Origin of the sequence: Thermoanaerobacterium sp. RBIITD (assembly GCF_900205865.1) — a bacterium.
Lineage (GTDB): Bacteria > Bacillota > Thermoanaerobacteria > Thermoanaerobacterales > Thermoanaerobacteraceae > Thermoanaerobacterium.
The window spans coordinates 2,521,120-2,540,331 of sequence record NZ_LT906662.1 but is presented as its reverse complement, the minus strand read 5'-3'; the positions used below and the strand labels follow the sequence as shown (position 1 = coordinate 2,540,331).

Annotated in this window: 22 protein-coding genes and 1 tRNA gene; 11 read left to right on the top strand and 12 right to left on the bottom strand. The window is 29.7% G+C overall.

Going from position 1 to position 19,212, the window contains the following annotated elements; translation table 11 throughout:
* Positions 1-12: 12 nt before the first annotated feature.
* Entirely contained in the window at positions 13-783 is a 771-nt protein-coding gene (gene nagB, locus CPG45_RS12215; RefSeq protein ID WP_096232191.1) for a glucosamine-6-phosphate deaminase, read from the bottom strand.
* 20 nt (positions 784-803) lie between these two features.
* The gene (locus tag CPG45_RS12210) at positions 804-1,952 is read right to left on the bottom strand and encodes an ROK family transcriptional regulator (protein ID WP_096232190.1); all 1,149 of its coding nucleotides are present in this window, start codon (positions 1,950-1,952) and stop codon (positions 804-806) included.
* Between the two features lie 444 nt (positions 1,953-2,396).
* Here CPG45_RS12210 and CPG45_RS12205 point away from each other — a divergent pair, with 444 nt between their 5' ends.
* On the top strand, positions 2,397-2,597 hold the full coding sequence (locus tag CPG45_RS12205; protein ID WP_096232189.1) for a hypothetical protein: 201 nt from the start codon (positions 2,397-2,399) through the stop codon (positions 2,595-2,597).
* A gap of 938 nt (positions 2,598-3,535) precedes the next feature.
* Here CPG45_RS12205 and CPG45_RS17635 read toward each other — a convergent pair.
* Entirely contained in the window at positions 3,536-3,790 is a 255-nt protein-coding gene (locus CPG45_RS17635) for a hypothetical protein (protein ID WP_231968746.1), read from the bottom strand.
* Positions 3,791-4,267: 477 nt separating this feature from the next.
* On the opposite strand from CPG45_RS17635, the gene CPG45_RS17940 reads away from it, so the two are divergent.
* The 3 genes from CPG45_RS17940 to CPG45_RS12190 all read left to right on the top strand — a co-directional run bounded on the left by CPG45_RS17940 (position 4,268) and on the right by CPG45_RS12190 (position 5,749).
* Positions 4,268-4,393 carry a hypothetical protein gene (locus tag CPG45_RS17940; RefSeq protein ID WP_255405060.1) on the top strand — a complete coding sequence of 42 codons (126 nt, stop codon included), beginning with the start codon at positions 4,268-4,270 and terminating at the stop codon, positions 4,391-4,393.
* A gap of 229 nt (positions 4,394-4,622) precedes the next feature.
* The gene (locus tag CPG45_RS12195) at positions 4,623-5,327 is read left to right on the top strand and encodes a SurA N-terminal domain-containing protein (protein ID WP_096232188.1); all 705 of its coding nucleotides are present in this window, start codon (positions 4,623-4,625) and stop codon (positions 5,325-5,327) included.
* 107 nt (positions 5,328-5,434) lie between these two features.
* Entirely contained in the window at positions 5,435-5,749 is a 315-nt protein-coding gene (locus tag CPG45_RS12190; protein WP_096232187.1) for a hypothetical protein, read from the top strand.
* A 709-nt stretch (positions 5,750-6,458) separates the two neighbouring features.
* Here the strand turns inward: CPG45_RS12190 and CPG45_RS17165 are convergent.
* Positions 6,459-7,271: an ISNCY family transposase gene (locus tag CPG45_RS17165; RefSeq protein WP_197702812.1), complete on the bottom strand. Its 813-nt coding sequence runs from the start codon at positions 7,269-7,271 to the stop codon at positions 6,459-6,461.
* A 494-nt stretch (positions 7,272-7,765) separates the two neighbouring features.
* On the opposite strand from CPG45_RS17165, the gene CPG45_RS12180 reads away from it, so the two are divergent.
* Positions 7,766-7,851, top strand: a tRNA-Leu gene (locus tag CPG45_RS12180).
* Positions 7,852-8,310: 459 nt separating this feature from the next.
* On the opposite strand, the gene CPG45_RS17630 is transcribed toward CPG45_RS12180, so the two are convergent.
* The 3 genes from CPG45_RS17630 to CPG45_RS12160 form a co-directional block, all read right to left on the bottom strand.
* On the bottom strand, positions 8,311-8,508 hold the full coding sequence (locus tag CPG45_RS17630) for a helix-turn-helix domain-containing protein (protein ID WP_231968745.1): 198 nt from the start codon (positions 8,506-8,508) through the stop codon (positions 8,311-8,313).
* Positions 8,509-9,007: 499 nt separating this feature from the next.
* Positions 9,008-9,673, bottom strand: a complete 666-nt coding sequence (locus CPG45_RS12165; RefSeq protein ID WP_096232186.1) for a TolB family protein — start codon at positions 9,671-9,673, stop codon at positions 9,008-9,010.
* A 96-nt stretch (positions 9,674-9,769) separates the two neighbouring features.
* Positions 9,770-10,519, bottom strand: coding sequence for a hypothetical protein (locus CPG45_RS12160; RefSeq protein ID WP_096232185.1), 750 nt, complete (start codon positions 10,517-10,519; stop codon positions 9,770-9,772).
* Between the two features lie 233 nt (positions 10,520-10,752).
* On the opposite strand from CPG45_RS12160, the gene CPG45_RS12155 reads away from it, so the two are divergent.
* Positions 10,753-11,292 (top strand): DUF1906 domain-containing protein, encoded by a 540-nt coding sequence (locus tag CPG45_RS12155; RefSeq protein ID WP_197702811.1) that lies wholly within the window; start codon positions 10,753-10,755, stop codon positions 11,290-11,292.
* 154 nt (positions 11,293-11,446) lie between these two features.
* Here CPG45_RS12155 and CPG45_RS12150 read toward each other — a convergent pair whose 3' ends face one another.
* Positions 11,447-12,538 (bottom strand): VPS10 domain-containing protein, encoded by a 1,092-nt coding sequence (locus CPG45_RS12150; RefSeq protein WP_096232184.1) that lies wholly within the window; start codon positions 12,536-12,538, stop codon positions 11,447-11,449.
* A gap of 336 nt (positions 12,539-12,874) precedes the next feature.
* On the opposite strand from CPG45_RS12150, the gene CPG45_RS12145 reads away from it, so the two are divergent.
* From CPG45_RS12145 to CPG45_RS12130, 4 genes are all read left to right on the top strand, one after another.
* Complete coding sequence (locus CPG45_RS12145; protein ID WP_096232183.1) at positions 12,875-13,171, top strand: hypothetical protein; 297 nt, start codon at positions 12,875-12,877, stop codon at positions 13,169-13,171.
* The gene (locus tag CPG45_RS12140; protein ID WP_231968743.1) at positions 13,164-13,346 is read left to right on the top strand and encodes a hypothetical protein; all 183 of its coding nucleotides are present in this window, start codon (positions 13,164-13,166) and stop codon (positions 13,344-13,346) included. The genes CPG45_RS12145 and CPG45_RS12140 overlap by 8 nt, the downstream gene beginning before the upstream one ends.
* Positions 13,333-13,704, top strand: a complete 372-nt coding sequence (locus CPG45_RS18515) for a hypothetical protein (RefSeq protein ID WP_502695787.1) — start codon at positions 13,333-13,335, stop codon at positions 13,702-13,704. The genes CPG45_RS12140 and CPG45_RS18515 overlap by 14 nt, the downstream gene beginning before the upstream one ends.
* 85 nt (positions 13,705-13,789) lie before the next feature.
* Positions 13,790-14,419: a DUF1906 domain-containing protein gene (locus CPG45_RS12130; protein ID WP_096232181.1), complete on the top strand. Its 630-nt coding sequence runs from the start codon at positions 13,790-13,792 to the stop codon at positions 14,417-14,419.
* Positions 14,420-14,474: 55 nt separating this feature from the next.
* Here CPG45_RS12130 and CPG45_RS12125 read toward each other — a convergent pair whose 3' ends face one another.
* Together CPG45_RS12125 and CPG45_RS17620 are read right to left on the bottom strand one after the other, a co-directional pair.
* Entirely contained in the window at positions 14,475-15,305 is an 831-nt protein-coding gene (locus CPG45_RS12125; RefSeq protein WP_085111588.1) for a hypothetical protein, read from the bottom strand.
* Between the two features lie 64 nt (positions 15,306-15,369).
* Positions 15,370-16,830: a hypothetical protein gene (locus CPG45_RS17620; protein WP_231968741.1), complete on the bottom strand. Its 1,461-nt coding sequence runs from the start codon at positions 16,828-16,830 to the stop codon at positions 15,370-15,372.
* Positions 16,831-17,040: 210 nt separating this feature from the next.
* Here CPG45_RS17620 and CPG45_RS12115 point away from each other — a divergent pair, with 210 nt between their 5' ends.
* Entirely contained in the window at positions 17,041-17,355 is a 315-nt protein-coding gene (locus tag CPG45_RS12115; RefSeq protein ID WP_096232180.1) for a peptidoglycan-binding domain-containing protein, read from the top strand.
* On the opposite strand, the gene CPG45_RS12110 is transcribed toward CPG45_RS12115, so the two are convergent.
* Together CPG45_RS12110 and CPG45_RS12105 are read right to left on the bottom strand one after the other, a co-directional pair.
* Positions 17,320-18,450, bottom strand: a complete 1,131-nt coding sequence (locus CPG45_RS12110) for a LolA family protein (protein WP_096232179.1) — start codon at positions 18,448-18,450, stop codon at positions 17,320-17,322. The two genes, CPG45_RS12115 and CPG45_RS12110, sit on opposite strands and share 36 nt — an antisense overlap.
* An 11-nt stretch (positions 18,451-18,461) precedes the next feature.
* On the bottom strand, positions 18,462-18,965 hold the full coding sequence (locus CPG45_RS12105; protein ID WP_096232178.1) for an RNA polymerase sigma factor: 504 nt from the start codon (positions 18,963-18,965) through the stop codon (positions 18,462-18,464).
* Between the last annotated feature and the right edge of the window lie 247 nt (positions 18,966-19,212).

The following is a 19,212-nucleotide window of genomic DNA, read 5'->3' as shown; positions in this document are numbered from 1 at the left end:
ATAAACAATTGTTTATAGCAAAAAAACAATATCATCATTTTCTTTTACTTTCTCTACATCAACTAATGATGCAGCATCTTTATCAATAATAATCGTAACATCAGGATGTAATGACAGCACTGTTGAAGGAACATCTGTTGTAAGATAGCCATTCAAAGTCTCTTTTATAGCTTTTGCTTTGTTTTTTCCGGATGCCAAAAGCATAATCTTCCTCGCCTTCATTATCGTGCCTAATCCCATTGTAACTGCCTTTCTGGGAACTTCATCAATGCTTTTGAAAAACCTCTTATTAGCATTTATTGTTTCTTCCGCCAATTCCACTATATGAGTTTTGGTATTTATATAATCATCAGGCTCATTAAATCCTATGTGTCCATTGACACCCAGACCCAATATTTGAAGATCAATTTCTCCAAACTTTTCAATCGCTTCATCGTACAATCTACAATCTCTATCAAAATCATCTGAAATTCCTTTTGGAATATGAATATTTTCCTTTTTTATATTTATATGATTAAACAAATTTTCGTACATGAAGTAGTGATAACTTTGAGGATGATCATCCGGCAAGCCCACATATTCATCAAGATTGAAAGTTATGACGTACGAAAAATCAATCTCTCCATTCTTGTACATATTAATTAACTCTCTATAAGTCCCAAGAGGTGTAGAACCTGTAGCAAGACCTAATACGGAGTTTGCCTTTTTATTTATTTGTTCTTTTATGATTTCTGCTGCAGCTCTACTCATCTCATCATAGTCATTTGTTATCATTATCTTCATAAACATTCATCCTTTCATATTTATATTAAAATTAAATAATTAGTTTTAAGAAGAACATACGCAGATGCACCTATTGCGGCAGCATCTTCGTTTAGCTTTGTATATATGATTTTTACATCAAAAGGAACTATCCTTTCAATCAGTCTTTTTAAGCTTTCTATTATATCAATGTCATAATTTATAATATCACCTGCTATAACTATAAGCTCCGGATTTAATATGCTGATGATATTAGCAAAACCCATACTTAAATTTTCTATAAATTCGTTAAAAACCCTAATGCAAATCTCATCTTTTGCCAAATAGCCATTAATAAAGTCTTCCATCGTATTAAATTTTCCATTTGACAAATTTTTTAGAGACGAGAGAAGACCTAAAAGTGATGCTTTGCTTTCAAAATATCCATAATCTTCATACAGATACTTTTTATTAAAGATATCTTTGCCTATAGCCATGTATCCAGCTTCTCCCGCCGAATATTTGTGCCCTCTTACTAGTTTTCCGTTAATGTATATTCCAGAACCTATTCCATTTCCTATTGTTACAAGTACAAAATCATTGACATCTTTGCAGGAGCCAACCCATCTCTCGCCTAGTGCTGCGTAATTAACGCTGTTGTCGATAAATATGTCATAGTCAAACGCTTCTTTTAACTTAGGAAGGAGATTAAAATCAACCCATGAAAGCCCCGGTGCGTACACTGTTCCTTTTTCTATATTTGTTATGCCAGGAGCTCCAACTCCTATGCCTGTTATTTCTTTTTGACAATTTAATAGTTCTCTAATTATGCCAACAGCGTTATCAAAAGCTTCATCTTTCACACCAGTCGGTCTTTTTATCTTTTTTATTATTTTTCCTTCCAAATTTGTAAGCACTCCAATTGTATTTGTCGATTCTATATCAATACCTATTGAAAACTTCGCATTAGGATTAAAAGTAAGCTCTATAGGCTTTCGACCCGCTGATGTCGTCTTGCCATACCCTTCTTCACTTACAAGCCCTTCCTTGATTAATTCATCAACTATCACAGATACCGTCGACTTGCTCATATTAAGAACTTTAGAAATTTTAATTCGTGAGACAGGCTGCATTTTTTTAATGACATCCAAAACATTTGCCGTGTTAATATTTTTGATAAGATAATTAGTGCCCTTTCGGTACTGCGTCAATCTATCACCCCCCTAATTAGTTCACAGTCCGAACCAAATATCTTTAAAAAATTAGTTCGAGCTTCGAACTTTCATCTAATAATATTATACCACTTAAAACGTAATTTTGTAAATAACTTTTATCCACATAACATTCATATAAACTTTATAATATGTTTAATACGAATAACGGCATAGGAATAGCTATCATACTTTAAAAACCGGTATTGTAGATTTTGACGGCAATATATTAACTTAAAAATGATTTTTGAACCAAAAGGGTTCACTAATTTACTAATAATACCAATTAAATGACCTAATTTGGTTCATTCACAAATAGATTAATATGGTTTATAATGGAATCAAACAGAAGATGGCCGTTGGATGTTTAATAAAAAATGTAGTTAGTAATACTGTTTAGATACCAAAATGGTATTGCGACTCAAAAAGGGGAGAAAGTAAAATATGTTAAAGAAGTTGGTTTCATTATTTCTTGTTGTTATGCTTCTTTCAGTTTCAACTTTTAGTTCTGTTTTTGCTTCAGAAGTTCTGTCAAAGGAAAAAGTAATAAAAATATCTTCAAATACTATAATTACAGAAAATAATATTTTAGAGGTTTGCAAATATTTAGGTATTGATGCAATAATTTTGAAAGAACGAAAGTAACGGGAAAAAGTGTTTATACTGTATGGGAATTAGAAAAAGCTATTAATCAAGCAAAAGCACAACCTAGTACAATTAATTTATCAGAAACTACAGTGCCAAAAAACAAAGTTTCTCCAAATATTGGGTATCTTCCATATCAAAAACTAATATTTTACCCAATAATACAGTATCTTCTAGTTATTCTAAGATATTATATTATACATATAGTGGGGATGGATATTCATTAACCTATTCAATTTTAGGGTATTATGATTATTATGGTATTTCTTGAACACCTTACTGGACAGGTGTTGGAGCTTCATCTGTTAGTGTAGATACAGACTCTTTTTTAATGGTATATAAAGTAACTCCTATAAGTATGCAAGGAACATATAATTCGGATTATATAACATTGAATGCAGAAGTTAGATTAGATATGTATGTAGGAGTAAGTAACATTGATCTTGTTAAAATAAATAGTAATACTATAACTTCAACTACTAATTGAGATATGTCATATATTTAATAAACAGATATTAATCCATGGTAATGTAACCTTGCTTTTAATATCTTTAAAATAATGTTGATATTGTACATTAATAATTAATAATGGAACCTCATACTGCAGGTTACATTATCAATTCTATGAAATCTATTTTTTCTTTTTTTGTAATTGTAATAAGTGCATGAAAAACTCTTCAAATCCTACCCTCTCACCGATATGATTTGCTATATTCATTAAAATTTTAATAATTACAATAAATAAAAATAGAACGTATAAGAATCGTAAAACGTACATAATACTATCCATAATTCTCCTCCAACAATAAGTATTATTGCATTTTTATATATTATACAATATAGTTTCTGTAAATTGCAATATTAAATGCAACACTTTAGAGATTTCGCACCAAAATTCAGTAGAAATTTTATTTTTACTTAAATTTTTTATATTTACTTTAAAATTTGGTAATGATACAGACCGATAGGTCGTAAAAATAGTTATACCTCCCTCTATTAATTCTCCTTGCTTTACGGCATTTAAATAATGCTAACGCATTTTTTACAATATGAAGTCTTTCATCTTTAACTCTTACTACTGCATCCATTCCTATGGAGAGTACCTCTTTAATCCAACTAGATTTGCAGTATAAAGCGTCAGCTACTATTATATCTGCAAAATGATGAAATTCTTTATATAGCCTATTAATCAAACGCTTTCCTCTTTCAAGCCAATGTTCTAATCTATTAAAGCTTCTAATTTGAAGCATAAATCCAAACAATACTACAAAGGTAATTGTTGAAATTTTTACTGAAGATTTTACACTTTTATCTTTTAGGGTATTGATTTTTCTCCAAGATGGTATATCTTAGAAAGGTAGGTAAGCATTTGTTTTAAATAACTTTTGTTCATTTCATCAGCATCCTTTTTATTGAGTTTGTGACAAAACCATTATAAAAAGGATGCTTTTATTTTGCAAATTTTTCTCTATAATTTCCAGTAAAAATCGGAAATTATCATATTCCCATTGACTATTCGTAAATCCTTATAAATCAACAGGCTATTGCCTCATAAACTTTTTTAAGTGCGAAATCTCTGACCCCCATAAAATGAAGGAGGAATTTCTAAGTTTTTGTAGAATATAAGCTTTAAGTATGTAATGGTTGAATTTAGGTGGTGTATGATAAATATGATAAGCAAAATTGTGATAAAAAAAGGATGCACAGAATTAACACTATCATATGGAGAATCATTGCAAATGAATATCAATCCGAATAAAAAAATTTTTAATAATGCAATTGATAAAGAAAGATGACATCTGTGTTAGTGGTGATAACTACGATCGTTTATCCTTCGATGTATTAGCTGATACATGGAGTGAAAATGGGCAGATAGAAGTTATAGCACCAGAAACGCTTAATATTTGGCATTTATTTAGTTGTAGCTTATAATTATTATAAAAGCGATACAATGAAATATATTAGCATGCTCTCAAGACAAAATAATGCAGTTATCCAAATTTGATTCATTTAAGAGGTAGAAAGATGATTAAAAAGAAAAATATTATAATTATACTGACAACAATTATGGCATTATTAGTTGCATCAATATTAGTAGCACAAAGTTCAAATTCATGGTTTTTGCTTGGCAACAATATTTCAAAATTGAAAAATGACAGCACTGTTGTAGTAGCAAAAGTTGGAGATATGGAAATAACAAAAAGAGATGTTGAAACACAAATGCTGTTCAAAAAATTTCAAAATGACATTTTAAATGAAAATGCATCTGAATTGCAAAGCAGCAATAATATTCTTTCAACTCAAAGTCTTACTAAAGAGGATGTGTTAAATGATTTAATCAATAACGATATTTTATATGAAGAAGCACAAAAAGAAGGTTTAAGTATTAGTTATGATGAAGCTAAAAAGTTTATGGAAAACACAAGAGATACTATGAATGCTATTATAAGCGGGAAATTAAAATGTGCCAATCAGAAAGAAGCTATTGATGATATCAATAATTTCAAAGAATATATTAAAGGATTAGGAATGTCTGAAGATGAATATTGGAATCAGTCAATAAAAGATTATCAACGAGTTTTAACAGTTGCAAAATTAAAAAATAAAATTATATCTACGTTGCCGGAAAATGATAGAAAGGATATTGATAAAATTAATAAATACTTTGATCAATACAAAAATACATTAAGAAATAGTTATAAAGTCGAGATATTAGACAATAACTTGTAATATGTTGATGCAATTCCAGTAAATACTGGAATTGCATTTTTTAAAGTTGTATAATAATTCTAAAGTTAGAATGTTTCAATACATTCCATGAATAGAGGTGTTTTTTTATGAAAAAAAGCAATGAGTCGAATAAAAACGATGAATTTGAGAAGCAATTAAATGACTTGAAAGAATGGGAAGAAAACCAGTACAATCCCGGCTATTATATCGGAACAGGACGGATTTCAAAGCCAATAAAAGGAATCAGCAAATATCCTATTATGCAATTGATTATTGGCTTGATAATAGTAATACCTACAATAATTGAGATAATTAATAATACTGATGTATTAAATATTATTTCATTTGCAGTACCAGCTATAATTGGATTTTCTCTCATTTATGGCGGAATTATAAAATTAATAAATATAAGAAAGAATTAGATTATCAAGAAGATGTGATAGCGTTCAAATACATCTAAAGTGTTCTTGACAAATTAGATACATTGAAGGAAAGATATGTCAATAGTCTGTGAAAATGTCACCTAAAAAAGAGCAAATTTATTCAGTAAAAATGTCCATGTTTAAATATGCTTTTATGTTTCAGTGATGGTAACAAATTTTTTCTTAAAACGAAGTAAAATTGTAGCAAAAGATTTTAAATTGATAATAATATAAAATTGTCGAAGAAGCCTTTTAAAGCACGCGTTAATTGTAGACATACTATGTATAGAATGTTATGTCTTGTAATCTATAGACATAAAAACATGCAATTTATTCTATACATATCTTTAAAAGAAAAGCCTTAAAAAGGCATAGGAAATTAAGCCTTGATAAATACCATCAAAGCGAGTATCATAATATATGACAATATTTTTCTATGCCCATGCACGCGTAGAATTGAAAAGCTGATTAAGCATTTCAACGATCTTACGATCGCTTTCTTCATACGCGCAATTGGGCTTCTTCTTTTGTGTTTGTCGCCATGGGGGATCAGCACTTGGCTTTACTATAGTCCGTTTTACAGCTTTCTCTTTAGATGATTTTAAAGATTCTTTTTTCGGACGTTCATCAAGAAGCAAAGTATCAATATAACATCAGCACACAAAGCTTTTTAAGCCTATTTTAGAACTGCTTACTTAAAACAGTAAGTTTAGCTTTGGGCATAGCTGGAGCCTTTTTTACCATTCTTGATAAGTTGATAATACTTACCCTTGTAAGAAAAAGCAGACCCTTCGATGATAGTACGTTCCTCCTTTACGCATAAAATATAATCAAGGTTAATATTAGAATCAAGTGGCCTAAAAGCAGACTCGGGATTTTCAGGTTCAACACCAAACTTTTCATCATAAGCAACAATAAATTGCGATAAAAAGGCATTAGCAGCTTCCATAGTGTCAATCCCATGAATCTTAAACTCGACAGGAAGCCTGTTTTGAAGCGTATCCCATAGCTTTTCAATGCGGCCTTTAACTTGTGGAGAATTGGCCTTAATAATATTGATTCCAAGCTCTCCCATGGCTCTTTCGAACTGAGTAAGATTAACTGTCTTTCCCTCTAATTGCACTTCTATAGATAGTTTACCACTATTAGGAGAGACAAAAATAGAGTGACGGTCACAATATATACTCATAGGGACAACATATTTGCTAACTATTTGCCTTATAATTTCAAAATACCCTTCCATACACTCGTTTGGAGCGAAGAAAAGAGCAAGAATTTCACCGGTAGCATCATCTATTGCCTCATGAAGAGTAAATGATTTACCTCCTATGATATACTCATGAGGAGAAGCATCAATCTGAACCAGCATTCCCTTTTGAGGTTTTCTCTTTCTTCGATGATGAGATTTACGCTTACGATGTTTTTTAGTGCTTTTAATACCCTCTTGAGTCAGGACCCTATATATTGTTGAATAACTCAGTTTAATATTTTCATGTTCCTCAAGCAGCTCAGAAAAATGCATGAAATTAGCCTCGATTGCTTTAATTCAACAATTCTAGTTCTGATTTCATCCAAAAGAGCGTGCTGAGGCTTCCTACCTCTATTTTTATGAATTATGAACGCAGGACCATCTTTTAAAACCCCTCCTTTTAACCTAATTACTTGGCGTTCACTGAAGCCCAGAAGCTCAGCAGCTTCTCTGATGATTATGACTTTATCAATAGTTTGATTGATAACTCTAAGACGAGTTATTTCTTTTTGAGTTATATTGAATATCTCCTTCTCTCATATATGACATTTTATCAGAATAAATTCAATATGACATTATCACAGAATAATTACAATTACAGTAAATTAGATATTGAAATTTCATTTTTAATATGTTAATATATTTTATGTGACGTGCCGAAGTGGTAAAACTGGCAGACGCGCTGGACTCAAAATCCACTAATTAATGGCATAATGTGGTTATACACATAATTTAATATTTATTAGGTCTTTTAAACTTCCTTATATGCCGCTGTGATGGAATTGGCAGACTTGCTTGACTCAAAATCAAGTGTCCTCTGGACGTGTCGGTTCGAATCCGACCAGCGGCACCAAAAATTATTTTTCTAAAATTGCATAAATATTTGTTATTTGTGTATAATGAAATAATCCATAAACGCCTCGAAAAATCGTTGATCCGATGCGGTTTTTTGGGGCTTTTCTCTTTTATAATCCGATGCACTTTTCTATTATAGCATCAAAATTTAGCAGTGAAAATAAAATACCAAATTAAAAATACTTTTCACTGTTTTTTTATTCCCAAATAATTTATTTTTTGTTAAATCTATGGATAAGACTACGGAGAAAAAGTATCGGTTAAGAAACTGTAAGTAAAAAAATAAGATGCTATATCAATTGCATCTTACCTATTTTACATACGTTACAAAAAGTTTTAAAACCTCTTCAGCAATTTTACGTTCTCTATCCGTACATTTATTAAGCAGCTCTATTAATACGTCCTCTTTTTACTCGCTATTTTCATTTTCCACTTCATCTTTCCGAATAAAAGATAATCAGCTGATACATGAAGGCTTTTTGCAATCCGCACAAATGTCTTTAAGCTCATCACACGTTGAGCACGCTCTTATGTGTCCAATATACATAGCAGAGACTCCAACCGCTTCTGCAAACTGCTCTCTTGTTAATCCTATTCGCTCTCTTTCTTCTCTTATACGCATTCCGACTTCTTTTAAATCAATATCACCATTCACTTTTCATTCACTCTACTTCCATAAAAATTAAACACATATAATTAAATACATATATATATATTATTCTGTATTGCAAGCTTTATAAATAAACTAAAACGCACATATTTTCTTTGCCACATAGTTTACTTTTTTTCTATAATTGCTTTATAATTTTTGTATATAATGTATAGAAAAGGTGATACAAGTGAATTTTATTGAATTTCTTTTAGTGTAACATAAACATATGGACCTAATCCTGTAATAGAATTAGATCCAGTTGGTGGTAATGCTCTGTTAGCTGCTAATAATGGTAGAAGTGGTTTTCTTATTCATGGTGGAGATCCAGATACAAATGCAAATGATATATGGTATCCTTTGAGGCCAACATATGGATGTATAAGACTATCAAATAATAATCAACAAGCATTAATTGCAAAAATAAAAAGTATATCTATAGAAGGATTAGGTGTTTTATACGTAAATAATAGTCTATAATTGCAAAAGGCAGGGCAACCTGCCTTTACTTCCATATAATAGATTTCTCGCTAAATGATTTTATATCTTCGGGATTTAATTTATTGAGAACTGAATATTTGCCATTTTTTAAATCAATAGTACATAGTTCAAAATCACTATTCTTTTCGCCTATAAAAGCAATGTGATCACCATCACTATTCCAAAAAATTTTCACAATATTAAAATAAGGAACATGAAAATTTTTATAAACTTTATTTTCAGCATCGTATAAATATACTCCACCTTTACCTATAGTACCGGATGTAAAAGCTAATTCATCATGGTTAGGAGACCAAACCCCATTAGTCGCGCCTCCATATCTGTCACCAAATTTAATAAACTTTCCATCATTAACCTGAATTATTATACTATCAGTATCTTCAGGTAAATTAAAATTAACATATATGAATTTGTTGTCATATGACAGAGATACAGATTTTACATCAGCAATCATTGTAATTTTGTAATCTTTCATTATTCCATAATCTGTTAAATCAAATTTTTTAGTCTTACCTTCTGAGTTCAATTTTACAAATATATGTTTATTTTCCTGAACTGTATATACATTTGAGATAGTGCTTATCGAATCTTTAATATTATTGCCTTTATTATTTTTACACCCGCTTAAAAGTAATAACGAAATTAATAAAATGAGTAAAAATTTTTTCATAAGCAATAACCCCTCCTAAAACTTTTAACAATATTATACAACTGACATTAACATTAGGAAAATATGTTGAGAGATATATTTGTCCTTTTTTAATTATTATTTATTATTATAAGTAAAATTAAATATTTTGTTTTTATCCAGTGAAATGACACTGATTGTGTTTTTTCCCCATTGTATCATTGAATTTTGCATTGATATATCTTTCTCTGAAATTTCACCTACTGTATTTATCTTATGAGTTTTTATTTCATAAAGTTTTAAAGAATGACTGCCATTAAGCCCATTTATTTCTGCTGACGGCAAAAAAGCAAACTCTTCATCATTATTGGGGTTAAATGAAATTCTCATCATGCTTTCTTTTTTTGACTCATCATACCACAGTATACTGCTTTTACTTGTATAAGTATCAACAATAATACTAATTGGAACGTCTGATGAAAACTCTAAAACAATATATTTACCTGATGCAGAAGCAGTTATATAGTCAATACCATTAAACAAATCGTACTTTAATGCGTATGAAGTTAAATCAATAGTTTTTATGGTATTATCTTTTACATAACTAAGTTTTATATAACTTTTATCATTATTATAGCTTTCTTTTAAGTCACCATTTTCAACAAATAAGAATTGATTCACCCAAGCAGATATATGATTTCCATTATATGTAATTAACTGTGGAACATATTGATTAATGTGTGGCGCGCCTATACTATCACTATTATTTTTTGCAGTATTTGAAGTTTGAATTGTTTGCAATTTACTACTGCTATCTTCACTCGTTTTGCTTCCGCATCCACTCAAGAATAATGTCAAAACCAATAAACCGACTAAAAATCTTTTCATGTGATCGATCATCCTCCCCGTAACCTTTTAACAATATTATACATCTAATCAATTTGTTAATTATTACATAAATATTAAAAATGATTAAAAAACAATTAAATTTCTAGCCAAATTGAATTAGAATTTTTTAGCAAAGGTTGTATTTTAAAAATAAAACACTCTTTTATAATATAGAAGGGTAAATCGGCCGATAAAATCCTTCTTAAAAAACTAACGAAAGTGAGGTAAAAAAAATGGGTAATGGAATTCATACAGCAACAAATGTATCAAACGTTTTAACATGTTTAAAAAATCAAGGTAAGACCTTTATAGGACGTTACTTTGCAGTTACAAATACATGGAAAGCTTTAACAGCAAATGAAGTACAAAAAATCTCTTCGGCAGGGTTATATATCGTATCTATATGGGAGGATGGTCCTGCCAATAGTCCTAGTTATTTTACGTATAATCAGGGAAAATTAGATGGAGATAATGCATTCAATTATGCCGCTGATTTAGAGCAAAGTGCTGATACTCCTATATACTTTGCAGTTGATTTTGATGCTACTACGACCCAAAAGCAAAGTATTTTGGATTATTTTAAAGGAATTAATGATGGATACCTTCAGTATATTTACGAACGCCAAAAGGCTGGCGAACAAGTTGTACATTATAAAATTGGTGTTTATGGAAGTTATGATGTACTAACATGGTGCAAAGATCAAGGAATTGCATCTTACTTTTTCCAAGCATATGCACCGGGTTGGAGTGGTGGCAGAAATGCAAATCCATAGTCAGGATATCATTTAAGACAGACAGCTTCAAATCAATCACTTTGTTCGATAAATGTAGATTTAGACACATCAAATAATGCAGCTGGTGGATGGAAATTATAATTACCAAAGAAGAGAAGGCTTTATAATAGACTTAGTGCCTTCTCTTCTTCTTTTAAAAAAGATTTTCCCATGAAAATCCACCATTTTTACTGTAATATAAATTTGTACCCAATTGTGATTTAACTAAAGCCCATCCATTTTTAGAATCTATAAATTGTATTTGTACTGTATTCTTAGGGAGATTAACTTTATTCCACGTTTTACCGTTGTTATTTGTGATAAATAATACATTATTTATTAAAACATTCCAATTAATTTTATTTACTAAATTTATCTCAATCGGTTTTTCTTTCGTTGAAAATGACGATACTTCTTTCCATGTTGAACCATTATCACTACTGTCCATAAAAATTATTCGGTAGTCGTTATGCTTAATATCGTAAATACAAACTGGTAAAATTACGATAGTTTCTTTTTCATAATCAAAAAATTTAGGAGAATAAAATAATATGCTATCATCTTTGAATTCCGAAAGTAATGGTATGTCTTTTTTATTCCATGTATAACCACTATCACTGCTTAGGTACAATCCATATTTCCCTGGTATACGATACTCTACTGTAATAAAACCAGTCTTAGCATCAGATAAAAAGATGAAAGATATCTTTTCTCCTTCAAATGAAATTGAATTATCATCTTTTAACGAATTATTTGGAATTTCCCCTTTGCTGATTAGAATCCATTTGCTATCTATTAATTTATACACGTCAACAGGACTATCTCCAGATGCCGGCCCATATTCTTTTAACATCCAACCACTTAATCCATCTTTCTTTTGAAGAAAAAATAATTTACCCATTGTAAAAGGAACTTTCGAACCAACCCAACTTTTACCTTTATTTCTGGTCTCATATAAAGTTCCATCTGAATAAAGCACCCAAGAATAATTTTCGTTTAAAAAGTACCATGAAAAAATGTTATTTTTATTGGCAGGTGATACATCAATCCATGTCTTACCCCTATCGCTAGTAATATAAATTTTATTTTTCCCTAAAGCCCAACCGTTGTATTGTGTCGTCATTTTAATATACTGAAAATCATATGTTTGCTTAGCAATTTTATTCTTTATAACATTACTTGTTTTACTTCCACACCCACTTAAAAATATTGTCAAAACCAACAAAACGATAAAAAATCTTTTCATGTAATCTTCCTCCCACTTAAAATTCTTAACAATATTATACAACTAATCGTTTCATTATTTATTACGCAAATATTACAAATGATTAAAAATTATTAAAATAAATTACATTAATTTAAAATTATGCTATAATATGCACAAAATAATAGATTTTGATTTTAAAATTATGGGGAACAGGGCAAATAAATTATTAAGCCCTGTTTTTACTTTCTTACTTATATGATTGTTTTTCCTAAAAACTACAATTAATGGGTTGTATTTTTTATATATAGGCACTCTTTAATAGATAAAAGGAAAATAGATAATTTTAAAATTTTTCCTTTAATGGAGGTGTTGAAGTTGCAAGAGTTTTTCAATTATACATCTCTTAGCACGTTGGCAGGTAATATTGCAGCAACAATCCTCATAGTCCAATTCATAAAAAAGTTAAAATTAATAAAGAAAATTCCAACACAGCTGCTTGTCCTTATTATCTCATTCTCCATCATTATATTTGTATCTGCTGTAACTGGTAAATTTTCTTTTAAGGATATTCCCCTGTATTTATTAAATTCTATATTGGCTGCATCATCGGCTATAGGTACTTATCATACTATTAATAGTGAAAATGGAAAAAAGTCTAAAAGAGTTGATTAACGATATAAATACAGGGGATAAAGATGCACTATTGGAACTAATTCAGAGATTTAAGCCTTTGATAAATAAATATAAAAGAAAATTGGGCTATGACGGTGCGGAAGAAGACATAATTTTATGGCTTGTAAAAACTGTTAAAAAGTATAAAAAAGGTGAGAAAAATGATAAATTTTGATGACAATAAAATTATAGCTTATATAGCTGAAGGCATGAAAAACGAATATATAAGACTTTCAAAAAAGAATGTAAAAATAAAAGAAAATGAATTTTTTATTCTTGATGATAAAGAAATTATAGTTGATAATTTTGAATATGAAAATATAGAGAATAAAATCTTTGTACAAGAGGCTTTGAATAAGCTTACACCATTACAAAAAAAAGATAATACTGGAGACAATCATATATGGAAAAAAAGAAACAGATATAGCAGCCAAATTGAATATATCACAGCAAGCGGTAAGCAAGACAAAAAAGAAAGCTTTAGAAAAAATGAGAAAGTTTTTAGAAAAAAATCATTGAGAATTGGTTGTTAAATTCAATATAAAGCACTCTTTCATATATAGAAGGGTAAATCGGCCGATAAAATCCTTCTTAAAAAACTAACGAAATGAGGTGAAAATGATGAGTGTAGAAGGTGTAGATTATATGTATGCAGTTCCAGCTAACACTGTTAGTTGCTTTGCACAAAATGGAATAAAATTTATATGCAGATATTATGCTACTAGCAATAATACAAAAAATTTGACACAAAGTGAAGCAAAAACAATATCTAGTAACGGGATTGATATAGTAACTGTTTATGAAACGAATCCGACATATGCAAGCTATTTTACTTATAACCAAGGCTATAATGATTGCCTTGATGCAGTTTCCAGAGCAGGAGAAGTAGGACAGCCATACAATAGTGCTATATATTTTGCTGTTGATTACGATGCAAGCAATGATTTACCCAACATAAATAATTATTTCCATGGTGTAGGTGATGCGATGCAACAATATGAAAAAATGAATGGCGGAAGCAAATGGTATATTGGTGTGTATGGAGGTTATGCAGTTGTTAACTATATAAAAGGTAAGTGGGGAGTTTCTTATGTTTGGCAAACATCTTCATGGAGCAATGGAAATATTTATCCAGGATATAATATTTATCAATACGAAATCAGTACGAAGTCAAATCCTGTTAAATTATGTAATGTAGAAGTAGATAAAGACCGTTCACCTGGCAATTACGGCGGATTTAGGATCTAATTAAAAAAATATTCAATAGATCTGAAAAATAAGTAAGATCTATTGAATATTTTCATTAAAATAAACTATTAAACATTTTGATCACGTCCATATTACTGGCATGTGGATATAACCAATAATTGTAACCTATTTTTGATGTCCATTTTATGTATTGGAAAGAGTTATTTTCAATAAAAATTTCTCCTTCTTTTATATCACTTTTAAATAATCGAAAATATGACAAATAACTTTTAACTTCTTTTATCATATCATTATTATCATAACCCCGTATATAAATATCCCAATTATTATATTTTGTATATGCTAACTGTCCAGGAAAATTTTCGCCTGTTAAAAATTCTACACCGTCAATTACTACCTTTTTAAATGATTTATTAGGTTTAATTATTGGATATTTAATCTCATCTTTAAATTTGTTTTCACCAGCCGAAAGCAAAAAAAATGTGAGAGGGTCTAAACCGACCGGAACATAAGTTAAACGTTCATCGTTAATAGGAATAATCGCATTTATAGTATCTATAGCGATAAAATAATAATCTTTATTAGCTTCATATTTAATGGCATAGTATTTATTATTTCTAACAGAAGAGCCAAGAAAATTAAGTGTTTCAATTGTTGGCACATAGGTTGGCAATATAACTGGCACATTCGTAACTTTCTGTATTTGAGGTTTAATTGTTTTTAAAACATCATAAATATTACTATTATCTATTTTAGACTTTTGCAAATCTGCTTCTTTCGAATTAATTTTTGAAGTTGAGTTAATTTCTGCTTTTGCTTTATTGTTTAAAGAGTTATCTTTTGAGTGAATATTTGTATTATTAATACTTCCACACCCACTTAAGAATATTGTTAAAACCAACAAAGCGATAAAAAATCTTTTCATGTAATCTTCCTCCCTCTTGAAACTTTTAACAATATTATATCGCGACGAGCAGGGCAACCTGCCTTTACTTCCATATAATAGATTTCTCGCTAAATGATTTTATATCTTCGGGTTTTAATTTATTGATAACTGAATATTTGCCGTTTTTTAAATCAATAGTACATAATTCAAAATCACTATTCTTTTCGCCTATAAAAGCAATGCGATCACCATCGCTATTCCAAAAAATTTTCGCAATATTAAGATAAGGAACATGAAAATTTTTATAAACATTATTTTCAGCATCGTACAAATATACTCCACCTTTACCTATAGTACCGGATGTAAAAGCTAATTCATCATGGTTAGGAGACCAAACCCCATTAGTCGCGCCTCCATATCTATCACCAAATTTAATAAACTTTCCATCATTAACCTGAATTATTATACTATCAGTATCTTCAGGCAAATTAAAATTAACATATATGAATTTGTTGTCATAAGACAGAGATACAGATTTTACATCAGCAATACTTGTAATCTTGTAATCTTTCATTATTACATAATCTGTCAAATCAAATTTTTTAATCTCACCTTTTGTGTTTAATTTTACAAATATATGTTTATTTTCATCACCCGCGTATACATTTGTTGACCAAGAATTTCCTCCATCATTTGTCACATAAGTTACAGTATGATTTTCAGATTTACCATTGTCTGTTCTATAAAAATCGATATTTAATGTTCCATTTTTATCGTCTTTAAATACAGGTACTGAAGCCGACACGATACAATACTTTTCATAGCCTTGTGGTGTAGGAACTGAAACTTTACTCCACGTATTGCCTCCATCACCTGTTTTGTACAAGATTACATCCGCTGATATCGGATTTGAAACACCTATCCATCCATTATCTTCACCATAAAATATCATATCAGTCGATGTTCCTATATCGGGTAAGCCTGAATAAGATCCTGTCGTTGTAACATTGACCTTTTCCCATGTCTTTCCACCGTCAATCGTTTTGAATAAATATTTTATTTGTTGCCCGGCTGCTGCATCAGATACAGCTAAAAGCCAGCCTATATTTGATGTTACAAATTGGATTTTCGAGATGCTTTGTGCTAACTGCGGAAGTTTATAACTTAATTTGCTCCACGTTTTACCTCCATCTGTTGTTTTAAGAATATACAATGCTGTATCATTATTATTTATCCATGAAATCCAACCATTATCAGAGTCTAAAAAATATGGGACAACATTTTCTACATAAACGTCACTATATGCATCTTTTGGAAAAGTGTTTATAGGTAAATTTACTTCAATCCATGAGTTACCTTTATCTGTTGACTTGAAAATCTGCAAATTCTCTAATGTATTTTGGTCATTTTTAAAAGACCATTTCCACCTAATATCAGATTTATTTGCTTTTGAAAAATTATTAGACATTGTATTTTGACTAATTGTATTGCTTTGTTTTGTACCAATTCCACAACCAGTTAAAAATAAAGCTAAAATCAAAAGGTAAACTAAAAATCTTTTCATATTCACATCCTCCCTAAAACTTTTAACATTATTATACATCTAATTGAACTGTAAAATATTACATAAACATTAAAAATGATTAAAAAAAATTAAATTTTAAAAACATATTTAGCAAAGGTTGTATTTTAAAAATAAAACACTCTTTTCTATATAGAAGGGTAAATCGGCCGATGAATTCCTTTTAAAAAATAATAAAAGCGAGGTGAAAAAATGACGTATCCTTTCACACGTATATTATCTCAAGGCGATGCTGGACTAGATGTGTACAGATTACAATATGCATTAAATGCCGTCGGCAGATACTATTTAATTTCAAGCTGTCATTGCGAAACAGATGGCATATTTGGACCAGAAACTAAAAGTGATTTAATGTCTTTTCAGACCTGGGACAATATAACTGCCGACGGGATTTTCGGAAATATAATTTCAGATCATCTTGTAAAAAGATATAATGCCGGTCCAGTTGCAATATGGGGTGATACCTATTATTTAATTCATATTAATAACAATATTTTTGTATTTTGATTTCAAATCATCCTTCAATCGTTTTAATACGTCGTCATTTAAATTTGACATAATATTTACAGTTGTCTTATCTTTATGGTATTCTTGTATAAATATAAATTTTGTAAAATCCTCGTTGTAGTAGTCAAGCTCAATAGCATTTTCATTTTTATATTTCCGTACCTCAAATAGCTTAAAACCTTTAGGAATCTTATCTGGTACAATTATATCAAAATTAACAGCCTTTTGTGCATCATTAATCGAATGAAAAATATCAAACTCGGTTAATCTATCAATTACAGGAACGTTTGAAGGAAAATTAGGTTTTAAACTTTCCTCGTCAATGTCAGAAGCAAAATCTGTCTTATACGTTATTACAGTTTTAATATCGTTATGGAGAGTTTCTTGTTTTAAAATGAAATTTGTCTTTTTATCTATCCAATAAGTGTCTACCCAGCTATCATTCTTAGAATTACCTGATCTCACTTCAATTACATTGGTATCAATTCCATCTATTTTTTCGCTGCCTACCAATTTATAACTATCATTTTTTGCTATATCATCTATTTTTGATTTAAGGGCTAAGAAAGGTGAGCCAGATGGATCTGAAGGAATTATTTCAATCCGATTCAAGTCTTTATAATAATTCCATGACTTATCACCATTTACGACTCTTATAAAATCAGGCGTTTCATATCGATAGTTTAATGGGCCAGCATATATTTCTTTCCAGGAATTATTAGATAAAACCACATTTGTCTTCATGTTTTTTGATATTTCTTTGCCCTCAATTACAATAGTTTTAATATTGTCATAAGTTTTTTGCATAGCATAGACAATATTATACGATGTACTTAAAGTAACCTTAGGAACTATTCCATTTTCCCTATTTGATCCCCAAAAATGTATATTAACAAATATTATTGACAAAGACATTAAAATAGCTGCTGCTATGAATGATGTCAATAAATAATTCCATACTGATCTTTTTTGACACTCTACGCTTGTATTTTCTGTATTTTCGTTTAAAGGTGCTTTCAATACCTTTTCTAATACATCAGGCGTATGCTCATTAGCATACTTGCGACACTCCTTATAAAGGTTATACAACTTCATGATATCATCTCCTAATATTTTTTTAATAATTTACGAAGTTTTTTCTTGATTATGGAATATTTCCACCGTACAGTACCTTGTGGAATATTCAAAATCTCACTGATTTCTCTATGTGTATAACATCCAAAGACATGTAGCGAAAATATTTCTCTCTCATCATTACTGAGATAATTCAGCACATCATTTATCATTATAGAATCCGTCACAAACTCATCAACATTTACAGCTTCTTCAACATTAGCGTTTATTTCTTCATAATTTAATAATTCAAACTTTCTATCCCGCAAACAATTTAAAGCAAGATTCCGAGCAATTTTCATTATCCATGTTCGTAAATTATTAATAGAGCCATATTTATAGACGTTTGTTCTCACTCTTATGAATGTTTCTTGCATGATGTCTTCTGAAAGTCCAGCATCTTTCAGGATAGATAAAAGATAAAAATACACAGGTGTTTTGTACTTCATATATATTTTTATAAATTCATCATCATGTTTTTGTTTTTCGTCATACAATTTTGTACCTCCTTAATCTGAACTAATACAATCTATAGACACATTATCAATTCATTTTGTTGGTAAAATATATGTATAATAGATAATAGCCTATCAACACTAGTTTCTCTAGATATCTGTCTTTGAAATTTACCATCATTAATATATGTAATATGATTTCTTGTTTATTTACCCATTGATTAAACTCTACCATTCCTTCATGATCTTATCTCATGAGAGAAATTCTATCTTAAAGGGAGATTTTTCA